The organism is Pseudoxanthomonas sp. LjRoot127, assembly GCF_964253495.1.
Lineage (GTDB): Bacteria > Pseudomonadota > Gammaproteobacteria > Xanthomonadales > Xanthomonadaceae > Pseudoxanthomonas_A.
Genome location: NZ_CAXUQR020000001.1, coordinates 1399180 through 1420820, shown reverse-complemented (window position 1 = coordinate 1420820; position 21641 = coordinate 1399180). Strand labels below are relative to the sequence as shown.

General features: G+C 68.8%; 16 protein-coding genes and 1 tRNA gene. 8 read left to right on the top strand and 9 right to left on the bottom strand.

Going from position 1 to position 21641, the window contains the following annotated elements; genetic code table 11:
- The first annotated feature begins 2 nt into the window (after nucleotides 1–2).
- The gene (locus ACSQ19_RS06760; protein ID WP_436000807.1) at nucleotides 3–3719 is read left to right on the top strand and encodes a hypothetical protein; all 3717 of its coding nucleotides are present in this window, start codon (nucleotides 3–5) and stop codon (nucleotides 3717–3719) included.
- Nucleotides 3720–3789: 70 nt separating this feature from the next.
- On the opposite strand, the gene ACSQ19_RS06755 is transcribed toward ACSQ19_RS06760, so the two are convergent.
- Together ACSQ19_RS06755 and ACSQ19_RS06750 are read right to left on the bottom strand one after the other, a co-directional pair.
- On the bottom strand, nucleotides 3790–6453 hold the full coding sequence (locus tag ACSQ19_RS06755) for a protein kinase domain-containing protein (protein WP_436000805.1): 2664 nt from the start codon (nucleotides 6451–6453) through the stop codon (nucleotides 3790–3792).
- A 113-nt stretch (nucleotides 6454–6566) separates the two neighbouring features.
- A tRNA-Arg gene (locus ACSQ19_RS06750) sits at nucleotides 6567–6643 on the bottom strand.
- A 102-nt stretch (nucleotides 6644–6745) separates the two neighbouring features.
- Between ACSQ19_RS06750 and ubiA the strand changes: the two genes are divergently transcribed.
- Complete coding sequence (ubiA, locus tag ACSQ19_RS06745; protein ID WP_296281662.1) at nucleotides 6746–7648, top strand: 4-hydroxybenzoate octaprenyltransferase; 903 nt, start codon at nucleotides 6746–6748, stop codon at nucleotides 7646–7648.
- A 388-nt stretch (nucleotides 7649–8036) separates the two neighbouring features.
- Here ubiA and ACSQ19_RS06740 read toward each other — a convergent pair whose 3' ends face one another.
- The gene (locus ACSQ19_RS06740) at nucleotides 8037–8741 is read right to left on the bottom strand and encodes a ComF family protein (protein WP_436000802.1); all 705 of its coding nucleotides are present in this window, start codon (nucleotides 8739–8741) and stop codon (nucleotides 8037–8039) included.
- 61 nt (nucleotides 8742–8802) lie between these two features.
- Between ACSQ19_RS06740 and bioB the strand changes: the two genes are divergently transcribed.
- The 4 genes from bioB to bioC all read left to right on the top strand — a co-directional run bounded on the left by bioB (nucleotide 8803) and on the right by bioC (nucleotide 12926).
- The gene (bioB, locus tag ACSQ19_RS06735) at nucleotides 8803–9879 is read left to right on the top strand and encodes a biotin synthase BioB (RefSeq protein WP_436000800.1); all 1077 of its coding nucleotides are present in this window, start codon (nucleotides 8803–8805) and stop codon (nucleotides 9877–9879) included.
- Nucleotides 9880–9994: 115 nt separating this feature from the next.
- Complete coding sequence (bioF, locus tag ACSQ19_RS06730; RefSeq protein ID WP_436000798.1) at nucleotides 9995–11194, top strand: 8-amino-7-oxononanoate synthase; 1200 nt, start codon at nucleotides 9995–9997, stop codon at nucleotides 11192–11194.
- A 59-nt stretch (nucleotides 11195–11253) separates the two neighbouring features.
- Entirely contained in the window at nucleotides 11254–12030 is a 777-nt protein-coding gene (gene bioH / locus ACSQ19_RS06725) for a pimeloyl-ACP methyl ester esterase BioH (RefSeq protein ID WP_436000796.1), read from the top strand.
- Nucleotides 12027–12926, top strand: coding sequence for a malonyl-ACP O-methyltransferase BioC (gene bioC / locus ACSQ19_RS06720; protein WP_436000795.1), 900 nt, complete (start codon nucleotides 12027–12029; stop codon nucleotides 12924–12926). The genes bioH and bioC overlap by 4 nt, the downstream gene beginning before the upstream one ends.
- Before the next feature lie 57 nt (nucleotides 12927–12983).
- Here bioC and ACSQ19_RS06715 read toward each other — a convergent pair whose 3' ends face one another.
- The 3 genes from ACSQ19_RS06715 to ACSQ19_RS06705 are packed head-to-tail and all read right to left on the bottom strand — an operon-like array spanning nucleotide 12984 to nucleotide 15035.
- Complete coding sequence (locus ACSQ19_RS06715) at nucleotides 12984–13421, bottom strand: ketosteroid isomerase-related protein (protein ID WP_296281650.1); 438 nt, start codon at nucleotides 13419–13421, stop codon at nucleotides 12984–12986.
- A 46-nt stretch (nucleotides 13422–13467) separates the two neighbouring features.
- Nucleotides 13468–14076, bottom strand: coding sequence for a YdcF family protein (locus ACSQ19_RS06710; protein ID WP_436000792.1), 609 nt, complete (start codon nucleotides 14074–14076; stop codon nucleotides 13468–13470).
- On the bottom strand, nucleotides 14073–15035 hold the full coding sequence (locus tag ACSQ19_RS06705) for a threonine ammonia-lyase (protein ID WP_296281646.1): 963 nt from the start codon (nucleotides 15033–15035) through the stop codon (nucleotides 14073–14075). The genes ACSQ19_RS06710 and ACSQ19_RS06705 overlap by 4 nt, the downstream gene beginning before the upstream one ends.
- A 137-nt stretch (nucleotides 15036–15172) precedes the next feature.
- On the opposite strand from ACSQ19_RS06705, the gene ACSQ19_RS06700 reads away from it, so the two are divergent.
- Together ACSQ19_RS06700 and mnmG are read left to right on the top strand one after the other, a co-directional pair.
- Entirely contained in the window at nucleotides 15173–15784 is a 612-nt protein-coding gene (locus ACSQ19_RS06700) for a hypothetical protein (RefSeq protein ID WP_299345971.1), read from the top strand.
- Between the two features lie 445 nt (nucleotides 15785–16229).
- A complete protein-coding gene (gene mnmG / locus ACSQ19_RS06695) occupies nucleotides 16230–18119 on the top strand; it encodes a tRNA uridine-5-carboxymethylaminomethyl(34) synthesis enzyme MnmG (RefSeq protein WP_436000789.1) in 1890 nt (629 codons plus the stop codon).
- Nucleotides 18120–18233: 114 nt separating this feature from the next.
- Here the strand turns inward: mnmG and ACSQ19_RS06690 are convergent, their stop codons facing one another.
- From ACSQ19_RS06690 to ACSQ19_RS06680, 3 genes are all read right to left on the bottom strand, one after another.
- Entirely contained in the window at nucleotides 18234–18416 is a 183-nt protein-coding gene (locus tag ACSQ19_RS06690) for an oxidoreductase-like domain-containing protein (protein WP_436000787.1), read from the bottom strand.
- Nucleotides 18413–20554: a S46 family peptidase gene (locus ACSQ19_RS06685; RefSeq protein WP_436000785.1), complete on the bottom strand. Its 2142-nt coding sequence runs from the start codon at nucleotides 20552–20554 to the stop codon at nucleotides 18413–18415. Before ACSQ19_RS06685 ends, ACSQ19_RS06690 begins: the two co-directional genes overlap by 4 nt.
- Nucleotides 20555–20629: 75 nt before the next feature.
- Entirely contained in the window at nucleotides 20630–21640 is a 1011-nt protein-coding gene (locus ACSQ19_RS06680; RefSeq protein WP_436000783.1) for a winged helix DNA-binding domain-containing protein, read from the bottom strand.
- Nucleotide 21641 lies beyond the last annotated feature (1 nt).

Genomic DNA, 21641 nt, shown 5'->3' with positions numbered 1-21641 from the left:
TCATGAAGAAGCGTATGAAGATGAAGTTGCTGGATTACACGCTGATCGGCCTGCTGGCAGGTTCGGCGCCGATCGCCTTCGGCCAGACGGCTGCGCCTTCACAGGCGCAGCAGGACCAGGCCGAGGGGACCGCCAAGCAGATGGATTGCGACGGCGACCGTTGCACGGGTGAGGAAGGCTTGCTGTTCCGGCTGCGCACGCGCAGTTATGACAAGCCGGTCACCCGCAATACGGATGTGGGGTCCTCTTCCGAGGCCCTGCAGCCGGATCGCCGCGTCACCGTGGCGACGGAGCAGCCCGGCAAGGCGACGGCGATGGGCAAGTTCTCCATCGACCTGCCGGGTGGGGGTGTCATCTGGGCGACGGAAGATCCCACGTTGGGACAACCGGAACTGTCGGTGTCCGCACCGACGCTGGTCGCTTTCGACGGTCAGCGCGTCACCAAACCGGTGCAGTTCTACGTGCGTGGCAACTATCCGGCCTTCATCAAGCGCCTGGAAATCTCGCTTTACCGCAGCAGCGATGCCGACCTGATCGAACCCATCGCCACCGTGCCGCTGGACGTGGCGGCAGTCGCCCACGCTGACTGGGACGGCGCGTTGCCGTCGACGTACCCCTTCCGCAAGGGTGACGAACTCGTCTATGTGCTGCGTGCCTATGGAGAGGGCGACAGTTTCGACGAAACCTATCCGCGCACACTGCAGCTGGTGTCGCCCGAAGAAGCAGAACGCGGCACCAACCTGCTCCGCGACAGCGTGGAACGTTCCCTGGGCAGCGCCCTGAGCGGCGAGCAGGCGCAGGCGCAGAGCCTGCTGGACAACGTGTTCGCCGACAACGGCCTGCGCCAGCAGAACATCCCCCTGTACGGCTCGCGTATCCGCATACAGGGCCGCAACATTCCCGAGCGCAGCCAGCTGACGATCAATGGCGAAAGCTACCCGGTCGACCTGGAGCGCAAGTTCGTGGCCGAGTACCTGGTGCCGGTCGGGCGGCACCGGTTCGACATCGGCGTGGGCGACGGCGAGGGTGCGGCGCAGGCCAAGCCTGGCTATACGCTGGACGTCGATGTCACGGGGCGGTATTTCTTCGGCGTTGGCCTGGCCGACGTGACCATCTCGCAGAACAAGGTAAGCGGTTCGGGCGCCGCCTTCGCCAACGACACGCGCTATCAGGACGACGTGATCAGCGACGGCCGGCTGGCGTTCTACGGCAAGGCCAAGTACGCAGGCAAGTACCTGGTCACCGCGCAGGCGGACACCACCCAGCGTGATCTCGAGCGCCTGTTCGACGGGTTCACCGAGGCCGATCCGCAGGACGTGTTCCGTCGCCTCGATCCGGATCTCTACTACCCCGTCTACGGTGACGACTCCACGACCTACCGCGACGTGGACACCATGGGTCGCTTCTACCTGCGCGTGGACTGGGACAAGAACCAGGCGCTCTGGGGCAACTACAGTACCGGCATCACGGGCACCGAATACGCGCAGTACCAGCGCTCGCTCTACGGCGCTGCACTGAACTGGCGCTCGAATGCCACCAACCGCTGGGGCGATCCGGGCAGTGAGCTCCGCGTGTTCGGTTCACAGGCAGAAACCGCGCCGGGCCACAACGAGTTCATCGGTACCGGCGGCAGCCTGTACTACCTGCGGCATACCGACCTGTTGCCGGGCTCGGACGTGGTGACGCTGGAAATCCGCGACCTGACCACCGGTCGTACGGAGAACCGCGTGGTCCTGCAGCGCGGCACCGACTACGAGATCGACGAGCTGCAGGGTCGCGTTCTGCTGACGCGGCCGCTGGCTCAGATCACCCGCGAGAACAGCCCCACGCTCACGCGTGATACCCCGCTGGATGGTTTCGAACAGCGCCTGATCGTGGATTACGAATGGGTACCGTCGGGGTTCGACGCCGACGATGTCACCGCCGGCTTCCGCGGCAAGCACTGGTTCGGCAACCACGTCGGCGTCGGTGCGACGTACGTGCAGGAAAACCGGGCGGGCGAGGACTACACGCTCGCCGCCGGCGACCTGACATTGCAGGCGGGCAAGGGCACCTACATCAAGGCGGAGTACGCGCAGACCGAGTCGTTCGGTGCGCCGGTGTTCTTCTCCGACAATGGCGGCTTGAGCTTCATCCAGCAGAACGACACCGCGCTGTTCCGCGAAGGCGAAGCGAAGTCGCTGGAAGCGCGCGCCAACTTCAAGGAACTGGGCTGGACCGATCAGGACTGGAGCGTCGGCGCATGGTGGCGCAATGCCAGCGCCGGTTATTCGATCTCCCGCTACGACACCGGTCGGCCGATCACCGAATACGGGGCCGAACTATTGGGTCAGTTCACGCCGAACCTGGGCTTGTACACGCGCTACACCCGCGCCGAGAGCGGGGCCGAGTCGCTCACGCAGGCGCAGGCAACGCTGGAGTGGCGCGTCAACGACGCCAGCACGTTCAGTGCCGAAGTCCGTCGCGTCGACCAGGAAGGCACTGCGGCCGATGCCGCCGGTACGCTCGGTGCGCTGAAGTACCTGCACCGTTTCGGCAGTACGCTGGAGCTCTACGGCATCGGGCAGGTGACGCTGGACGATGACGGTGGCCAGTATGCCGACAACAACGCGCTGACCTTGGGCGGCAAGTATCTGTACGGCAACCAGTCGTCGGTAGGCGCGGAAGTCACCACGGGCGATCGCGGCGACGCCGCCACGATCAATGCCGAGCACCGCCTAACCGCGGAGCATTCGATCTACGGCGCGTATACCTATTCCACCGACACCACCGACTACGACTCGGTCTTCGACCGTCGCACGCAGAACGGTTGGACCCTGGGCCAACGCTGGCGCCTGTCCAACCAGGTGAACCTCTACAACGAGAGCCAGTTCCTGAAGGAGCGCAACGCATCGGGTCTGGCGCACACCTTCGGCATGGACTTCTATCCCGCCCAGGGATGGAACCTGGGCTTCACGCTGTCCGATGGCGAACTGACCAACACCGACGGCGGCAACGTCGATCGCCGCGCGATCAGCGTCTCCGGTGGCCGCACGTCGCCGGACACCGACTGGCAGAGCAAGCTGGAGTGGCGAGAGGACAACGGGGCCGAGCAACGCGAGCAGTGGGTCAGCACCAACCGCCTGACCCACAAGATCAACGAAAGCTGGCGCATCGCGGCACGGCTGAACTATGCCGACACCGACGATGAACTGAATCCGCTCGCCAGTGCGCGCTTCATCGAGGGCAACGTGGGCTTCGCCTACCGCCCTTGGAACAGCCAGCGGTGGGGCCTGTTCGGTCGCTACACCTACCTGTACGACCTGGCCACGCTCGGCCAGATTGGCGGCGCCGACTACGACCAGAAGTCGCAGATCTTCTCGCTCGAAGGCGTGTACAAGCTGGACCAGCGCTGGGAGTTCGCCGGCAAGCTCGCGCGGCGCGAGGGCGAAGTGCGCATGGGCCGCGGCACCGGTGCTTGGCTCGACTCGGCCACCACCTTCGCGGCCGCGCAGGTGCGCTACGACCTGCGCACGCAGTGGCATGCGTTGGCGGAGTACCGCTGGCTCGATGTCGAGGACGGCGGCTCCAGGCAGGGCTTCCTGCTGGGTGTCGATCGCGACCTGGGCAAGAACTTCCGGGTCGGCGTGGGCTACAACTTCACCGAGTTCAGCGACGATCTGACCGACTTCGATTACGACCACAAGGGCTGGTTCCTCAACCTCGTCGGCACGTACTGATGCCACGGCCGCTGGCGAGCAATCGTCGGCGGTCTTTTCGCATCACGAGCGGCCTGCTGGTGCGGGCCGGTCAGGGCGAGGGCGATCGTTGCGTGTTGGATGTGGTCGCGACGGCCGCGTGCCCACTTACCAGCGCATCGCGGATCATCGACGTCGTTGCATGGCGGGCACCCAGGTGGCGGCTGGCCTCCACCAGCGCATCCTGAAGCAGCGTCTCCGCCTGCTGGCGATCCGAGGCCGAGGTGGTCCCGCCGCGTGCGGCGCGCTCGCGCAGCGCCCGTGCCAGCGCGTACTTCGCGGTAGGCGATGGCCAGTGGCGCAGCGCAGTGGTATGGATCACTTCCTGCAGCAGGCCGATGGCCTCGCCGCGAAGCCCTTCCCTGTCGGCGGGAGCGACGAGCCTCAGGGAGGCGAGGAGCAAGCCCGCCTGTTCCTCCTTGGCCGCCAGGGTCGTGGGGTGGCGCGGTCCCAACGTACCTTCCAGCAGCTGGACGGCCTGGCGCGCCGGTTCGAGTGCGGTGCCGGGCTTGTCCGGGGAGCGCACGCGGGCCTCGAGCATCAGCTGGCGCGCGAACTCCGGGTGCTGGCTCCCATAGGCAGATACGATGCTGTCACGCACGGCGTCGAGCGCGTCGGGGGTAACGGGGGCGATCGCAGGCGCCTGTTGGGCGACCTCCAGTTGCAGGCGCAGGCTGCGCGCCGTATCCGGATGATCCGCGCCCAGCCGCGTTCGGCGCGCGTTGAGCAGCGCAGTGGCGCGTTCGTAGGCTTCGCCGTGACGCCCCTGCATCATCAGCAAGGGCAGCTGGGCCTCCTCGACATGCTCCCCCCACGATGGCGCGCCGCCCCGCGCCGCCTTGGCGGCGCCTTGCAGGTCGCGCTCCGCACTCGCCAGGTCCATCAGTTGGAGATGCCACTGTCCACGCAGGATGAGCAGTTCGACCGTCAGGTCGGACGCGGCGCGCGATGACAGTCCGGATGCGGTTTCATGCGCGAAGGCGAGGGCGTCGAAGGCCGCGTCGTACTCCGAAAGTTCCCAGTTTGCGCGCGCCAGCTCGACGAGCAGATCAAGCGTCGTCAGGTCCGCGGTGGGTCGCGTCGAGGTGGATCGCTGCAGGCCGACGGTGGCGGCGGCCCGTGCGTCGGCATGGCGCGCCTGCAGGTTGAGCAGCATGGCGAGCATGGCCTGCGTGTCGGATGCATCCACCGGCTGGTCCGCCAGCAGCTGGCTGGCCTCGCTGGCAAGCTCGAGCGCACGGGGATAGTCGCCGACCGACGCATAGTTGCGGGCCAGCGAGGCCAACGCCTTGGCCTTGATCGCGGGATTGCGTTGCAGGGGCAACGCGCGCAGCTGCATCTCGGTCTTGCGGAGCAGCTGGCGGGAAGAAGGCCGGGCGTCCGACAGTCCCGACAGTGCCACCGCCCCCAGCGTCTGTTCGAACACGGCCGAGACAGCCTGCATGTCGCGCAGCTCGCGGCTGTCCCTCAGCTGCGACCAGCCCAGCACGCCTGCGGCCGTGGCGGCGACAACGACCACGCCGCCGGCCAGTGCGCTGGACAGGGCGTTGCGTTGCAGGAAGCGTTGCACCGCATGCAGCTGGCCGGCATCGCGCGCGCGCACCGGGTAACGCCCCAGCCAGCGCTCCATGTCGTCGATCAGGGCCTCGACGCTGCCGTAGCGATCCGCGGGCGACGTCGCCACGGATTTGAGGGCGATGGCATCCAGGTCGCCTTGCAGGCCGCGGCCCAGTCGCGCCGGGCTGCGGCAGCGACGCTTCCATGCGACGTCCATCGTGGTCGACATCGCCAGCCGCGACGCTGGCCGTGCGGGATGAACGACCGGCGAGGCGATGAGGCTGGCCTGCAGCCGCGGCAGCGGACGAGGCCAGTCGGCGACGAGCAGCTGGTACAGCATGACGCCGATCGAATAGATGTCGCTGGCCGCGGAGGCGGCGCCCCCCGCGAGTATTTCCGGCGCGGTATATCCATTGGATACCGCGATGCAGCGATGCGCGGGCCCTTCCAGGCTGTCCATCATGGCGGACAGGCCGAAGTCGATGAGATGCACGTGGCCGTCCGTCGATACCAGCAGGTTGGCCGGCTTGATGTCCTGGTGCAGCATGCCGCGCCCATGCGCATACCGCAGCGCCTGACAGGCTTGCAGGAGCAGGCGGACGCGTTCGGCGAGCGACAGCCGCTGCTGGTCCGCCCACAGGTCCATGGCGGTGCCGTGCACCAGGCGCATGGCGAACCAGGGTCGGCCATCCGCTTCGATGCCACCGTCGAGCAAGGGCGCGATGTGCGGATGGTCGAGTTGCGCCAGGTGGTTGCGTTCGCGCATGAACGCCTCGATCAGCGTCGGCGACGACATCCCGGCCCGCATGCACTTCAACGCGACCTTCTTTTCGTACTGGCCGTCCGCGCGACTGGCCTCGTAGACGGTTCCCATGCCCCCCGATTCGAGCAGGCGGTCGATACGCCACGGGCCCAGCCGGTTGCCGATGCGTGCGGAAGATGGATCGTCCTCCTCTTCGCCCGACGCATCGAGCATGGCGTCGAGCGCGGCGTTCTCGAGCGGATGCGTGGCCGCGTCGGCGTCCAGCAGCTTGAGCAACGCCGCGTGGAGCGCGGGTTCGCGCGCCTGCAGCCGCGCGAGTGCGGCCGAGCGTTGGGGAGGCGCCAGTTCGACGTACTCGTCGAACAGGGCTAGCGCACGGGCATCCAGATCGGACATCGGCGACGTTCGGAAGAGCGCGCGGCGGCGCGCGTGCGGGATGCGGGCAGCCAAGCAGCCATGGCGGCGAAGGTACCGCGCTTCGAACGGCGCGGGAACACGAACAGCAGGAATGGCGCGCCCGGAGGGATTCGAACCCCCGACCAATGGCTTCGGAAGCCACTACTCTATCCGGCTGAGCTACGGGCGCACGGGACGGGCATTCTAGCCGCAAACCGGCGCGCAGGCGCATATCGTCCGACGGGGCGGGGAAATGCCCGGACCGCGCCATCGCGCCTGCTACCCTTTCCGCATGGGATACGAGCGTTTCGAAGAAGGCGGCGCGCTGCGCTGGCGTGCGCGACTGGGCCAGTACTGGAAGCTGGTGCGCGGCGACCGGCCTATCGGCGTGCTGCTGCTGCTGTGGCCCACCTGGTGGGCACTGTGGTTGGCAGCCGGCGGCGTGCCGCCCTGGTGGACGCTGGTCGTGTTCACCGCCGGCGTCTGGCTGACCCGGTCGGCGGGATGCGTGATCAACGATTACGCGGACCGATGGCTGGACCCGCAGGTGGAGCGCACGCGCGATCGCCCGCTGGCGACCGGTGCCGTATCCGGGCGCGAAGCCTTGGTCGTGTTCGCGGTGCTGATGCTGGCCGCCTTCGGCCTGGTACTGACGATGAACCGGCTCACGGTCGCGCTGAGTGTGGTCGGCCTGTTCCTCGCGGCGAGCTATCCGTATCTGAAGCGCTATACATACCTGCCGCAGGTCTACCTGGGCCTGGCGTTCGGTTGGGGCATCCCGATGGCGTTTGCGGCGGTGCAGGGCGAGGTGCCGCCGGTTGCCTGGGTGCTCTATGGCGCGAACATCCTGTGGGCCACCGCGTACGACACGTGGTACGCGATGGTGGATCGCGAAGACGATCTGCGCGCGGGATCGAAATCCACCGCCATCCTGTTCGGCGATCTGGACCTGGTCATCCAGGGCGTGCTGTACGCGCTGGTCATCATCGCCCTGTACCTGGTGGGACGTCAGGCCGGGCTGGGCATGTATTACGGAATCAGCCTGGCGGTGGCGACCCTGCTGGTCATCTCACAGTTCTGGATGGCGCGTCATCGCGAACGCACCGCATGTTTCCGCGCCTTCCTGCACAACAACTGGGTGGGTGCGGCGATCTTCGCCGGCCTGGCACTGGATCTTGCCCTTCGCGCCGCGTAACGCTTTCACGATCATTGCGGTCGTGCGTATCCCGCAACGTGCGCATTCCCCGCGCGGGCCTGTCGATCGTCAAGAGCGGCCAGCCCCGTCACCGCGTTGTCGGACCGCGTCGTGACGGACACGATGACCGCCGGCAATCCGGTCCCGGCCGCCGCAAAAGGAACAATGCTGCGCGACGCCCGAAGTGCACCGATCCTGCGCCGATGGCGGGCTGCATCGCGACCGGCGGCGCCCTCTGACCGGGGTGAAACGGTGTCCGTCCGCGAGCCTGACCGGCAAGAGCGGTGGGAGCATTCCGGCCTTCCCGGTGGGTGGCCAGATCGTGCTGACGCTGCCGTGCCGGGTGACCGCCACCGCTCTGCCAGGAGGGGTCAGGGAGTGCATGGCCTCAGGGCACGCGCGCGCAGACCCAGGCATCCACCCGCTTCGCACCCGCGCGCCGCAGCGCGCGCGCCGCCGCATCCAGCGTGGCGCCCGTGGTCATCACGTCGTCGAGCAACACCACGTGGTCGGGCGGCGTGAGGCGCGGCGACACCGCGAAGGCGCGTGCGACATTCTTCTGCCGCTGGCCGGCGTCGAGTTCCGATTGCGGTGCCGTCGCGCGGACCCGCAGCAGCAGGTCGGTGCGGAGCGGCAGTGCGAGCGTGGTCGCCAAGGGTCGTGCGAGTTCGAGCGCCTGGTCGTAGCCCCGTTCCCGCAGGCGGTGCGCGTGCAGCGGAAGCGGAACCACGGCGTCCGGCCGGGGGGCCGATGCCAGCGCCCCGACCATGAGGTTCGCCATCAGCCGGCCCGCGGCGAGGTCGCGGTGGAACTTGAAGCGCGGTACCAGCCGGTCCAAGGGAAAACCGTAGACGAACACCGCGCGCACGTGCGTCAGCGAGGACGGATGCTGCAGGCAGTCGCCGCATTCCCCGGCCGCCGGCATCGGCAACCCGCACCGGACGCACGCGACTCGGTTCCAAGGCAGCCGTTCGGTGCAGGACGCACACAGATCGATGCCGTTGTGGCCGCGTTCGAGGCAGATGAGGCAGCGTGGCGCCAGCAGCCACCGGCTCGCACGGCGCCACCAGCCGTCAACTTCCAAAGCATCCATGCGGTTGACAGGGCAGGGCCCGGTTTCCAGACTTCCCCGACTGTAGTCCGCCGAGGCCGCGATGTCCCTTCACATTTCTCCCGATGCGCCGGTCGTGCGCCACGACTGGCAGCGCGACGAACTGCTGGCCCTGTTCGACCTGCCGTTCCCCGCGCTGCTGCATCGGGCATCCACGGTCCATCGCGCCCACTTCGACCCGGCGGAAGTGCAGGTGTCCACACTGCTGTCGGTGAAGACCGGTGGCTGCCCGGAGGACTGCGCCTACTGCCCGCAGGCCCAGCGCTACGACACCGGCGTGGCCGCGCAGAAGCTGATGGACGCCGACGAGGTGCTGGCCAAGGCGGCGCAGGCGAAGGCGGCCGGCGCCTCGCGCTTCTGCATGGGCGCGGCGTGGAGTTCGCCGAAGGACCGCGACATCCCGAAGGTCGCCGCGATGATCCGCGGCGTGAAGGCGATGGGCCTGGAAACCTGCGCCACGCTCGGCATGTTGAGTGGCGAACAGGCGCAGGCGCTGAAGGACGCCGGGCTGGACTACTACAACCACAACCTCGATACCGCGCCCGACTTCTACGGCGACATCATCCATACCCGCCAGTACCAGGACCGCCTGGACACGCTGGCGCACGTGCGCGACGCCGGTATGAAGACCTGTTGCGGCGGCATCGTCGGCATGGGCGAGTCGCGCGACCAGCGCGCCGGCCTGCTGCAGGCGCTGGCGAACCTGCCCTCGCATCCGGATTCGGTGCCGATCAACCGGCTGGTGCAGGTCGCCGGTACGCCACTGCATGGCACCAGCGAACTGGACCCCTTCGAGTTCGTACGCACCATCGCGGTCGCCCGCATCGTCATGCCGGCGTCGATGGTGCGCCTGTCGGCCGGCCGCGAGGCGATGAGCGACGAGCTGCAGGCGCTGTGCTTCCTGGCCGGCGCCAATTCGATCTTCTACGGCGAGAAGCTGCTGACCACGGGCAACCCGGACACCGAGCGCGACCAGGCGCTGTTCGCCCGCCTGGGCCTGCGTCCGATGGCCGTGCAGGTGGAAAACGTGCACGACCATCACAGAACCGATGCACCGGGCAGCGGTACGGTGCATGCCGACATCACCCGTCCCGAGCCGTCCTGCGGCCGGGCGGCGTAAGTCGGGGCGATAGGGGGCAGTACCGGACGAAGACGCTGGCGCGGAAACGCGGGCCGGCGTGTCGTCGTCGATGACTTCCCGCGCCCCGGCGTCCTCATCCGCCAGGCCCGCCGACATGACCCGCATCGACCTGCACGACCGCATCCTCGCCCAGCGCCAGCAGCGCATCGTGCTGGGCCGGCAGCGCGTCCGCCGCACCGTCGCGCGCCGCGACGGCGTGCGGGTCGAGATCGGCGGGCGCTGGCTGACCGAGTTCAGCAGCAACGACTACCTGGGACTGGCGCAGCAGTTCGAAGTGACCAACGCGCTGCAGGACGCCGCCGCGCGCGAAGGCGCCGGCGCCGGCGCCTCGCACCTGGTCAGCGGCCACCACGCCGCGCACGAGGGGCTGGAGCGCGACATCGCCGAATGGCTTGGTTATCCGCGTGCGCTCCTGTTCGGCAGCGGATTCCTCGCCAACCTCGCCGTACAGCAGGCATTGCTGGAGGACGGCGATGTCTGCGTGCAGGACCGCCTCAACCACGCCAGCCTGCTGGATGCCACGCGGCTTGCGGGCGCGAAGCTGCGCCGCTATCCGCATCTCGACCCCGAAGGCGCATTGCGCCAGCTGAAGCTGCAGCCGGAGGGCGCGGCGATGCTGGCCACCGATGGCGTCTTCAGCATGGATGGCGACGCCGCGCCGCTGCGGTCGCTCAGTCTCGTCGCCCGCATGCAGCAGGCGCTGTTCTTCGTCGACGACGCGCACGGCGTCGGCGTGCGCGGGCCGGAAGGGCGCGGCAGCGTGGCCGAAGCGCGCATGGGCGTCGCCGACGTGCCGCTGCAGCTGGTCACCCTGGGCAAGGCGCTGGGCGGCTACGGCGCGGTCGTGGTCGGCGAGGACACGCTGATCCAGCACCTGGCCGAAACCGCGCGCCCCTACATCTACACCACGGCCATGCCGCCGGCCTTGGCTGCGGCCACGCGCGTTGCGGTGAAGCATGCGCGCCGCGACCAGTGGCGGCGCGACAAGCTGATGTCGCTGGTCGATCGATTCCGCAGCGGAGCGCAGCGCGCGGGGCTGCAGCTGATGGCTTCGGACTCCGCGATCCAGCCGGTGCTGTGCGGCGGCGATGCCACGGCGCTGGCGCTGTCCGCCGCCCTGGACAGCGCCGGCTACCTGGTGCCGGCGATCCGGCCACCGACGGTACCCGACGGCAAGGCGCGGCTGCGGGTGACGTTGTCCGCCCTGCATTCGCCGCAGGACGTGGACGGATTGGTGACGACCTTGTCGCGCGCGTGGGAGGCGGTGCAGCGCGTGCACGGCGCGGTCGCCTGATCGAACCCGCGCGCGGCCGCACGGTCCCGACTCGCGCGGGATCGGCGACAATAAGCGGCATGCATATCGAAACCCTCGGCAGCGGCCCCTCCCTGGTGCTGTTGCATGGCTGGGCGCTGCATGGCGGCGTCTTCGCGCCCCTGGTGCAGCGACTGTCCGACCGTTACACGCTGCATCTCGTCGACCTGCCGGGCCATGGCCACAGCCGCGACAGCGAGGTCGCGCTGACGCTGGGCGCCACGGTCGATGCCATCCTCGCGCGCACGCCGCCGGCTGTCTGGCTGGCGTGGTCGCTGGGCGGCCTGTTCGCGCTGCATGCGGCAGCCTCGTCGCCGCAGGTGCGCGGGTTGGCGATGATCGCCGCGACGCCGCGCTTCGTCCGCGACGAAACATGGCCGCATGCGGTCGAGGCACGGGTGTTCGCCCAGTTCGGCGACGACCTGCGCAACGACTACGCAGGCACGCTGGACCGGTTCCTCGCGCTCGACACGATGGGCTCCGAACACGCCCGCAGCGAGTTGCGCACGTTGAAGCAGGATCTGTATGCCCGCGGCGAACCGTCGCCTGCCGCCTTGCATGCCGGTCTCAAGCTGCTCGAGCAGTCCGACCTGCGCGCGACGCTGCCGGCACTCGCTGTGCCCACCCTGTGGCTTGCCGGACGCCGTGACCTGCTGGTGCCGTCGAAGGCGATGCAGGCATCGGCCGCCGCCGCGCCGCACGCCACGTTCGTCGAGATCGCGGGCGGGGGCCATGCGCCGTTCCTTGGCCACGCCGATCTCGTGGCGGGCGACGTGGACGCGTTCATGCAGTCGTTGCGGCAGGACGAGGTCGCATGACCACCTTCGACCAACGCCACATCCGGCGCGCCTTTTCGCGCTCGGCCGCAGGCTATGACGCGGCGGCGGCGCTGCAGCACGAGGTCGAGAAGCGCCTGCTGGAATCGCTGGACTACTTCGCCCTGCGGCAGGGACCGGACGCCGTGGCTCCGCGCGTCGTGCTGGATGTCGGGTGCGGACCCGCGCATGCGGCCGCCACCATGCGCAAGCGCTGGCCGAAGGCGCAGGTGATCGCGCTGGACCTGGCGCTGCCGATGCTGCGCGAGGCGAAGAAACAGGCCGGCTGGTGGAAGCCGTTCCAGCGCGTCTGCGCCGATCTGCGCGCCTTGCCACTGGCCGAGGCCAGTGTCGACGTGCTGTTCTGCAATCTCAGCCTGCAATGGGTCGACGACCTGCCGGCGGCGTTCAATGGCTTTCGTCGCGTGCTGAAACCAGGCGGTTTGCTGGTGTGCTCGACGTTCGGCCCGGAAACCCTGCAGGAACTGCGCGAGGCGTTCGCGCAAGCCGACGACACGCCGCATGTCAGTCCGTTCCCGCCCATCGCGCAGTTCGGCGATGCGTTGATGCTCGCGGGCTTCCGTGATCCGGTGCTCGACCGCGATCGCTTCACGCTGACCTACGACGATATGCCCGCCCTGATGCGCGAACTGCGCGCGATGGGCGCGACCAACGCACTGCGCCATCGCCGCCATACGCTGACGGGGCGCGCGCGGTTCGCCGCTGCCGCCCGTGCGTACGAACCGCTGCGACGCGCGGACGGAAAGCTGCCCAGCACCTGGGACGTGATCTACGCGCACGCATGGGCGCCACCGCCGGGCGCGCCGATCCGCGGGCAGGGCGAGGACATCGCGGCGGTGCCGCTGTCGAAGATTCCGATCCGGCGACGCGGCGAGTAGCTCGCCGACGGGGTCGCCACCCCAAAGCTTGCGGCGACCTATCGCGTCCGCGTCGGTTCAGGAGCTGGCGCGGCTCACCTGCCGGACCCACTCCTGCAGATTGTAGTAGTTGGTGACCCTCGCGATGCGGTCGTCGCGGATCTCGAAGAAGGCGCCGCCCGGCAGGATGTAAGTCTGTCCGTCCGCCTCGGGCAGGCCTTCGTCGGTGTGCAGGTACTCGCCATGCACCACGTACTCGGCAGCCGCACGCTGGCCATCCTGGGTTACCAGCACGACGATGTCGCGCAGCTGCTCGCGGTAACAGGCATTCATGCGGCCCAGGAACGTCGCGAACGCCTCGCGTCCGGTTTCACGCGCGCCCTGGTTGAGGTCGTGCACCACGTCGTCGGTGAGCATCGAGAGCATGCCTTCCCAGTCGCCGCGGTTGAACGCCGTGTAGTAGCTCAGGACGAGTTCGGTGGCGCGGTCTTGCCGGCGCGTGCCGTCGATCTTCATGGGAAGTCCCGTGGGGTGGGCAAGGCGGGGATGATACGCCCCGCTGTCAGCGCGGCAGCCGGTCGCGGTGGAAAAAGTAGACTTCCTGCAGCAGGAATCGCCAGCGCGTGGCGAAGCTGCGGAAGCGGCTGGTCGGCGTGGGCGAGCCCACCGCGTGGATGCCCAGGCCGCGGCTGATCCGCAGCGACCGCGCCATGTGCAGCGGGTCGCTGACGATGATGACGCGGTGAAGGTCGTGCTCGTGCATCAGCAGCGAGGCCTGCCGCAGGTTCTCGTGCGTGTTGCGCGACAACGATTCGATCAGGATGGCCTTGTCGGGTACGCCCTGGCGCAGCGCATAGCGGCGCGCGACCTGCGATTCGGAAAACCGTGCGCCCACGCCGCCGTAGCCGCCGGTGAAGATGAGCTTCGGCGCCAGGCCGCGCTTGTACAGGTCGATGCCGTGGCGGATGCGCTCCTCGAACACGGGCGAGGGCTTGGCATCGTACGCGGCGGCGCCGAGCACGATGATGGCGTCCGCCGGGCCGGCGTCGTCGCGCTGCCCCACCCAGACGATGTAGGCGGCCACGCCGACCAGCCAGACCAGCACCAGCAGTGCCAGCCGCCAGAGCCAGCCGCCGATGCCGCGCCTCGTCTTCCGCTGCCTGCCCCTCATGCCGCGCGCTCCCAGGGCAGTGCATCCAGGTCGACATTTCCGCCGGACAGCACCACGCCGACGCGCTGGCCTGCGAAACGGCCGCGCTCCCGCAGGATCGCCGCTAGCGCGATGGCCGACGAAGGCTCCACCAGCACCTTCAGGCATTGCCACAGCAGTCGCATGGCCGCGAGCGTCTCCGCGTCGGGCACGGTGACCACGTCCACCTGGTATGCGCGCAGCACCGCGAAGTTCGGCTCGCCAAGCGTGCCGCGCAGGCCGTCGCAGACGGTATCGGGGGTGAATTCGATGCGGCGCTCGCCCGCCGACAGCGAGGCGGCGGTGTCGGCCGCGCCGTCCGGTTCAGCGCCGATGATGCGGCAGGCGGGCGCGAGGGTGGCAGCAGCTATAGCGGTGCCGGACAGCAGCCCGCCGCCACCGACCGGCGCCACTACCGCATCGAGCGGGCCCTGTGCGTTGAGCAGCTCGAGCGCCGCGGTCCCCTGGCCGGCGATGACATGGGGGTGGGTATACGGATGGATCAGGCTGGCGCCGGTGTCGGCCTGCACCGCGCGGGCGGTCGCCTCGCGCGCGTCGATGGTGGGTGCACAGGAGTGCAGCTGCGCACCGTACCGCGCGATGCTGGCCCGCTTGGCCGCATTCGCGCCTTCCGGCACCACCACATGGCAGGCGATGCCGCGCGTGCGTGCGGCCAGGGCCAGCGCAGCCCCATGGTTGCCGGACGAGTGCGTCACCACGCCGCGTGCGGCGGTCGCGTCGTCGAGGGCCCACACGGCATTGCACGCGCCGCGGAACTTGAATGCCCCCGTCCTCTGCAGCGGCTCGGCCTTGAAATGCAGCTCGCAACCGGCGATCGCGTCCAGCGCGCCCGAGCGCAGCACCGGTGTGGCATGGGCATGCGGAGCGATGCGGGCGGCGGCGGCAAGGACATCGTGGAAGGTGGGCAGGGGGCTCGGCATGCGGAAAGGTTATCGCATCATCCCGACATGAACCTGCGCCAGCAGGCGATTTCACCGCTCAGGGCAGGGGGCAGGGTTAAGCACGGATTCAATGCGGCAGGCCGATGCTGGCCCTGCAAAGCAACGGGGGTCCTGCCATGAAGCGCACATCTCTTCTGACCATCGCATTCGCCAGCCTCGCGCTGGGTGGCTGCGCGACGTACGACTATGTCGGCGATACCGCACCGGGCGGCTATTACCATGGCCGGCCCAGCACGCAGTATTACGACCCGTACGGCGGCTACTACGGTGGCGGTGGAGCCTATGGCGGTTATGGGTATGGCGGGTATGGATACGGCGGCTATTACGGCTATCCGTACTACGGGTACTACGGCTCCCACTACCCCTATTACCCGCCGCGTCACCCGCGCCCGGACCACAACAATCCCCCACCCAAGCCCCCGCCGTCCAATGGCGGAGGCGGCAATCGCCCGCCGCCGTGGCGCGACCCGACCGGCCGCTGGCGCGAAGGGGGATCGCAGCCGATGGTCCCGGGGCGTCCCAACCAGGCCGCGCCGTCCCCGAGCCAGCCCCGTGTCGATGGCGGTGGCTACCAGCGCCCGCGTGTCACCGCGCCTCCGTCCATGCCAAGGCAGGAGCGTCCCCGCACCATGGAACGTGCGTCGCCGCCGCCCCGCATGGAGCGTCCGGCCCCGCCGTCCCGCCCCGCCCGGGCGGAACGGGATACCTCCCGTCAGATAGAACCCTGATTCCAGTCCCCCGCAACGCCCCGTCCGTTGCTTTCCCGCCGCTGCCGTCGCAGGCTGCAAACCCAGTTGACCGGTTGCGTCGCTTTCTGACGTAAGCGGCAATAAAGGTTCAATGTCGACGTCCGGTGGGGAAATCTGGATCCCCCCTGTTCCGGCCCCATCGGGCGTCGGCGCCTAACAAGAAGCCCGGTCATGCCGGGCTTTTTTCTTGCTCTGGTATCCTGCGCGCACAAAAAAGGGGCCGGCAGTCCCCCGACTACCGGCCCCTCGGCATCCCCGGCGTGCGCATGGCTGGCCCCTGTTCCAATTACCAGCCCGGCGCCCCTGGTCGCTTGCCACGACGGGTGCAGGGGGATACAGCAGGAAGCGTGCCAACTTCCCGCCCTGCGCACGACGCGCTTCCACCGATCCCGGGCTTTCCCGGCGCCGTCCCCTGACCGACCCCATGACCCAGCGCTTCCACCACTACGACGTCATCATCATCGGCGGCGGCCATGCCGGCACCGAGGCCGCGCTCGCCTCCGCTCGCGCGGGCGCACGCACGCTGCTGCTGACGCACAACGTGGAAACCGTCGGCGCCATGAGCTGCAACCCGGCCATCGGCGGCATCGGCAAGGGCCATCTGGTCAAGGAGATCGATGCGCTGGGTGGCGTGATGGCGTGGGCGGCCGACCGTGCCGGCATCCAGTGGCGCACCCTCAATGCATCGAAAGGCCCGGCCGTGCGCGCCACGCGCTGCCAGGCCGACCGCGCGCTGTACCGCAGCGCGATCCGCCGCGCGGTCGAAGCGCAGGCGAACCTCACCCTGTTCCAAGCGGCCGTGGATGATCTGGTCATCGAGAACAACAAGGTGCGCGGCGCCGTCACCCAGACCGGCCTGACGTTCCACGCACCCGCCGTGGTGCTGACTGCCGGCACCTTCCTCGCCGGCAAGATCCATGTCGGCGAAACCCAGTACGCCGCCGGTCGCGCCGGCGACCCACCCGCCACCGCACTGGCGCAGCGCCTGCGCGAAGGCGCCTTCGTGGTCGATCGCCTGAAGACGGGCACGCCGCCGCGCATCGACGGCCGTTCGCTCGACTATTCGGTGATGGAGGAGCAGCCCGGCGATGATCCGTTGCCGGTGATGTCGTTCATGGGCGACGTGTCCGACCATCCGCGGCAGGTGTCGTGCTGGATCACGCATACCAGCGAGCAGACCCACGAGATCATCCGCGGCTCGCTGCATCGCTCGCCGATGTACTCGGGCCAGATCGAAGGTATCGGGCCGCGCTACTGCCCGTCGATCGAAGACAAGGTAGTGCGTTTCGCCGAGAAGGCCAGCCACCAGATCTTCGTCGAACCGGAAGGCCTCGATGTCGCGGAGATCTACCCCAATGGCATCTCGACATCATTGCCGTTCGACGTCCAGCTCGCGCTCGTGCGCAGCATCCGTGGCATGGAGAACGCGCACATCACGCGTCCGGGCTACGCCATCGAGTACGACTTCTTCGATCCGCGCGGATTGAAGGCGTCGCTGGAGACCAAGGCGGTCGCCGGCCTGTTCTTCGCCGGCCAGATCAACGGCACCACGGGATACGAGGAAGCTGCTGCGCAAGGCCTGCTCGCCGGCCTCAACGCCGCGCGCTTCGCGCAGCAGAAAGAGGCGTGGTCGCCACGTCGCGACGAGGCCTATCTCGGCGTGCTGGTCGACGACCTGATCACGCACGGCACGAAGGAGCCGTACCGCATGTTCACCAGTCGCGCCGAGTACCGGTTGCAGCTGCGCGAGGACAACGCCGATCTGCGCCTGACCGAAACCGGCCGCGCGCTGGGCCTGGTTGATGACGCGCGCTGGCAGCGCTTCGACGCCAAGCGCGAGGCCATCGCCCGCGAGACCGGCCGCCTGCGCGCGCTGTGGGCCACGCCCGGCAATGCCCTGGGCCGCGAAGTGGCCGATACCCTCGGCGTGCAGGTCAGCCGCGAGACCAACGTGCTCGACCTGATCAAGCGCCCGGAACTGGACTACGCCAAGCTCGTCGCCGTGCCCTCGATCGGCCCCGGCGTTGACGATGCGCAGGTCGCCGAGCAGGTGGAGATCGGCGTGAAGTACGCCGGTTACCTGGACCGCCAGCGCGACGAGATCGAGCGCCAGCAGCGTAACGAGTCCACGCCCATCCCGGCCGGCTTCGATTTCGCCAGCGTGCGGGGCCTGTCGGCGGAAGTGCAGCAGAAGCTCGAGCGCGTCCAGCCGGAGACCGTCGGCCAAGCGCAGCGCATCCCCGGCATGACACCGGCCGCCATCTCGCTGTTGCTGGTGCACCTGGAGCGCGCGCGGCGCACGCGCGTGGCATAGGTGCCGCTCGGCTGTTGTAGGAGCGACGCAAGTCGCGACCGTGGATTTTCAGTGACGACGCACCATCCATGCAGGAGGGCGAGCCTTGCACGCGGGAAGGCGTGCGGTCGCGACTTACGTCGCTCCTGCAGGGGGTTCTTCGGGATGCCGTTCCTTCCACGCCGCCAACTGCTGCCGGTAGAGCTGCAACTGCTCCGCATAGAGGTCATGCACGCAGATCGGGCAGCCGCTGTTGCAGCAGTCGCTGGGCAGCGGCGGTTCGGGTTCGACCGGGCGCGGATCGTCGTCGGGCGTCACGGTGCGCCCATTTCCTTCAGCAGGTGCGGCGCCGGATAGACCTTGCCCATCAGCCAGCGCAGGTAGCGCATGTCCACGTGCACCGCGCGCTTGTAGTGCGGGTCGAACATCCAGCTGGCGCTGACGGATTCCCAGTTGCTGTCGAAGTTCAGGCCGATCAGTTCACCGCGCGCGTTGAGCACGGGCGAACCGGAGTTGCCGCCGGTCGTGTCCAGGTTGGTGAGGAAGTTGACTGTCTGCGTCTTCAGCGCGGGATCTTCGGTGCCGGCGAAATCCCCTTTGGCGATCGCATCGAGCAGCGGCTTCGGCGCGTCGAACGGCACCTGGCCGGTGTTCTTCTCGACGATGCCGGCCACCGTGGTCACCGGCGTGTACTGCACGCCGTCGCGCGGCGAGAAGCCGTCGACCTTGCCGAAGCTGACCCGCAGCGTGCCGTTGGCGTCCGGATACAGGGCGCGTCCCTGCTGCTTGCGCCAAGCGAACAGCGCGCGCATGTAGGCCGGGCGCAGCCGCAGCTGCTCGCCTTCACGCGTCTTGCGTTCCTGCTCCAGCGCCAACTGCACCGGTACCAGCGCCGTTGCCAGGTCGATCAGGGGATCGGCGGCCAGCGCTTTGCCTTCGCGCGCCGCTGCGAAGCGCGACAGGCGCTCGGCCTCGTCGCCGAGCTTCGTTCCCGCATACAGCACATCCAATGCCTTCTTGAGCGCAGCAGGCGTGCGGCCGAAGGCCGCATCGAAGCCCGGCAGGCGCTGCGCGTCCGGCAACTGCTGGTAGCGCGTCAACAGCACCGTCAGCAGCGCCTTCTCCACGTCAGGCGAATACCGGCGTTGCACCTGCTTCAGGACGCCTTCGATCAACGCATGGTCGCGCGCCTGGTAGCCGCTCTCTCGCTCGGCGTCCGGCTTGGACGATTCCAGCCGCAAGCGCTCCAGCGTGATCGCGCTGCGCATCAGTTGCGACTGCGAACCGAACAGCGCCAACAGCAGCTCGCGCTCGCGCACCGCCGATCCGCCGGCGATCGAGGCGGCAAGCGCATCGATGTCCGACCGTTCCTTCGCTGCCGCGTCGGTCGCCAGCATGCCGCGCTCGTCCTCGGCACGAACGCGCACGGCATCGCTGCGGCGCAGGCCTTCCAGTTCGCCGGCAGCGCGCTTGCGGTTGTTCTTCAGCGACTGCAGCTGCGCCGCATAGCGCGTCTTCGCGTCGGCATCCTGCCTGCCAGCCGCTTCGATTACGGCGATGAGCTGGTCGAACACGGCCACGCGTGAGGGCAGGGTCCAGTTGATCTGTTCGTCGAACTCGGCCGCGGTACGGTGCCGGTAGGTGACGCCCGGATAGCCGGCGAGCATGGCGTAGTCGCCGGCCTTCGGCCCATCCTTGGCCAGCGACAGGTGTGCGGGCGCGCGATAGGGCACGTTGTCCGGGCTGTAGGCGGCCGGCTTGCCGTCCTTGCCCACGTAAGCGCGCAGCAGGGTGAAGTCGCCGGTGTGGCGCGGCCACATGAAATTGTCGATCTCGTCGCCGTAGTTGCCGATCGCGCGGGGCGGCGCGTAGGCCAGGCGGATGTCGCGCAGTTCCAGTTGGGTGATGCGGTAGAAGTCGGTGCCGTGGTACATGTTGGCGACGCTGCAGCGCACGCCGCCGGCGGCCTCGCACTCAGCCACGATCGCCTTGCTTGCGCGGTCCACGGCATCGAAGTAGTCGCGCCCGGTCTTGCCGGCGGTGTCCTTCAGCACCGTATCGGTAACCTTGTCGTAACCCACCGTCACCCACACGCGGAAGTCGGGATTCGCGGGCAGTTCGCCGGCAGGGTCGGCTGCGATGAAGCCGTCATCGATCAGATTCTGCCCAGGCTTGCTGTTGTACTGGATCACGCCGAAGGCAACGTGGTGGTTGGTCAGCAGCAGGCCATCCCGTGACACGAACGCGCCCGTCCCGCCACCCGCGCGCACCACGGCACTGAGCGGCGCGGCGGTGACGTCCGCCAGCGTCTTCAGATCGCCCGTGAAACCGGCGTCGCGCAGTGTCTTGGCCAGCTGCGGCAGTTGCGAGGGCATCCACATGCCCTCGTCGGCCTCGGCGGGCAGGGACAGGGCGACGCCCAGGGCGAGGACGGAGGTAGAAAGTCGGCGGCGCATCGTCAGCATCCAACGGAGAGACCGCGACGATATCGGGCCTGCGCCGCTGCGGCAATGAAGGCGCGTGCCGTGCCGTCAGCGAGCGTCGCCGAGAAAGCGACGCCAGCGCGTCGCCGCGCGGCGGATGCCGGCATGTTCGGCATCGGCGAGTGCGCGCAGCGGATCGAGCACGACCTCGTCGTCGTTGCCGTTGCCGCGCTTCCAGGTCGCCGCCACCCGGCCGCCGGCGATGACGGTGGCCGCGACCAGTCCATTGAGTCCGATCACGCGGCGCGCATGCGCGGCGTCCAGCACCGGCGTGCGGTCGCGATAGCCGATCAGGTATTCATCGAAGGCGGGCAGCAGGTGGATCGTGCGCGACCGCGGCGCAGCCGGTGCGCCGGTACGCCACCACCAGGTGGTGCCGTCGCGCGCTTCCCGTTCGGTCTCTGCGCTGGCGAGCGCCAGCGCGTGCACCGCATCCTTCTGCGTCAGTCCCGCCCACCAGGCGAGGTCGGCGGCGGTGGCGGGCCCATGGCCCTGCAGGTAGCGCAGCGCCAGCCGGTGCAGGGCTTCGTCGCGGTCCAGCGGCGCGTCTGGTGGCACCCACGCCTCCATCAGCACGAAGGTCGGCTGTCTGCCCTGGCGTGGTCCTTGGCAGATCACGCTCTCATGCGCCAGCCAGTTCAGCAGGTGGAGGCCGCGCTGACCGGAGCTGGCGATGCCGGCGGCGTCGAGCCGGGCATACAGGTCGGCGCGCGGGACCGGTGCGCCCTCGGCCAGCGCACGCTCGATGACGCGCCGCCCGGTCGCCAGCGTGGCCGCGTCGAGACCCAGGTCGCGCGCGATGCGCGCGGCATGCGCCGCCTGCACGCGCGGTGCGAGCAGCGCCACCATCCATCGCACGTCCTCGCGTGCCAGCAGGTGCAGCGTGCCACGCATCGGCCAGGTGCGCACGATCTCGCCGCGCGTGATCGCATCCTCCACCTGTGCCCGCGTCGCCGCTTCCGTCCGCAGTCCGATGGCCCACAGCGCAGCATGGTAGTCCTGCGCCTGCAGCGCGCCCATGTGGCGGACGACATTGGCAGGCGACGCGGCAAGGGGCATC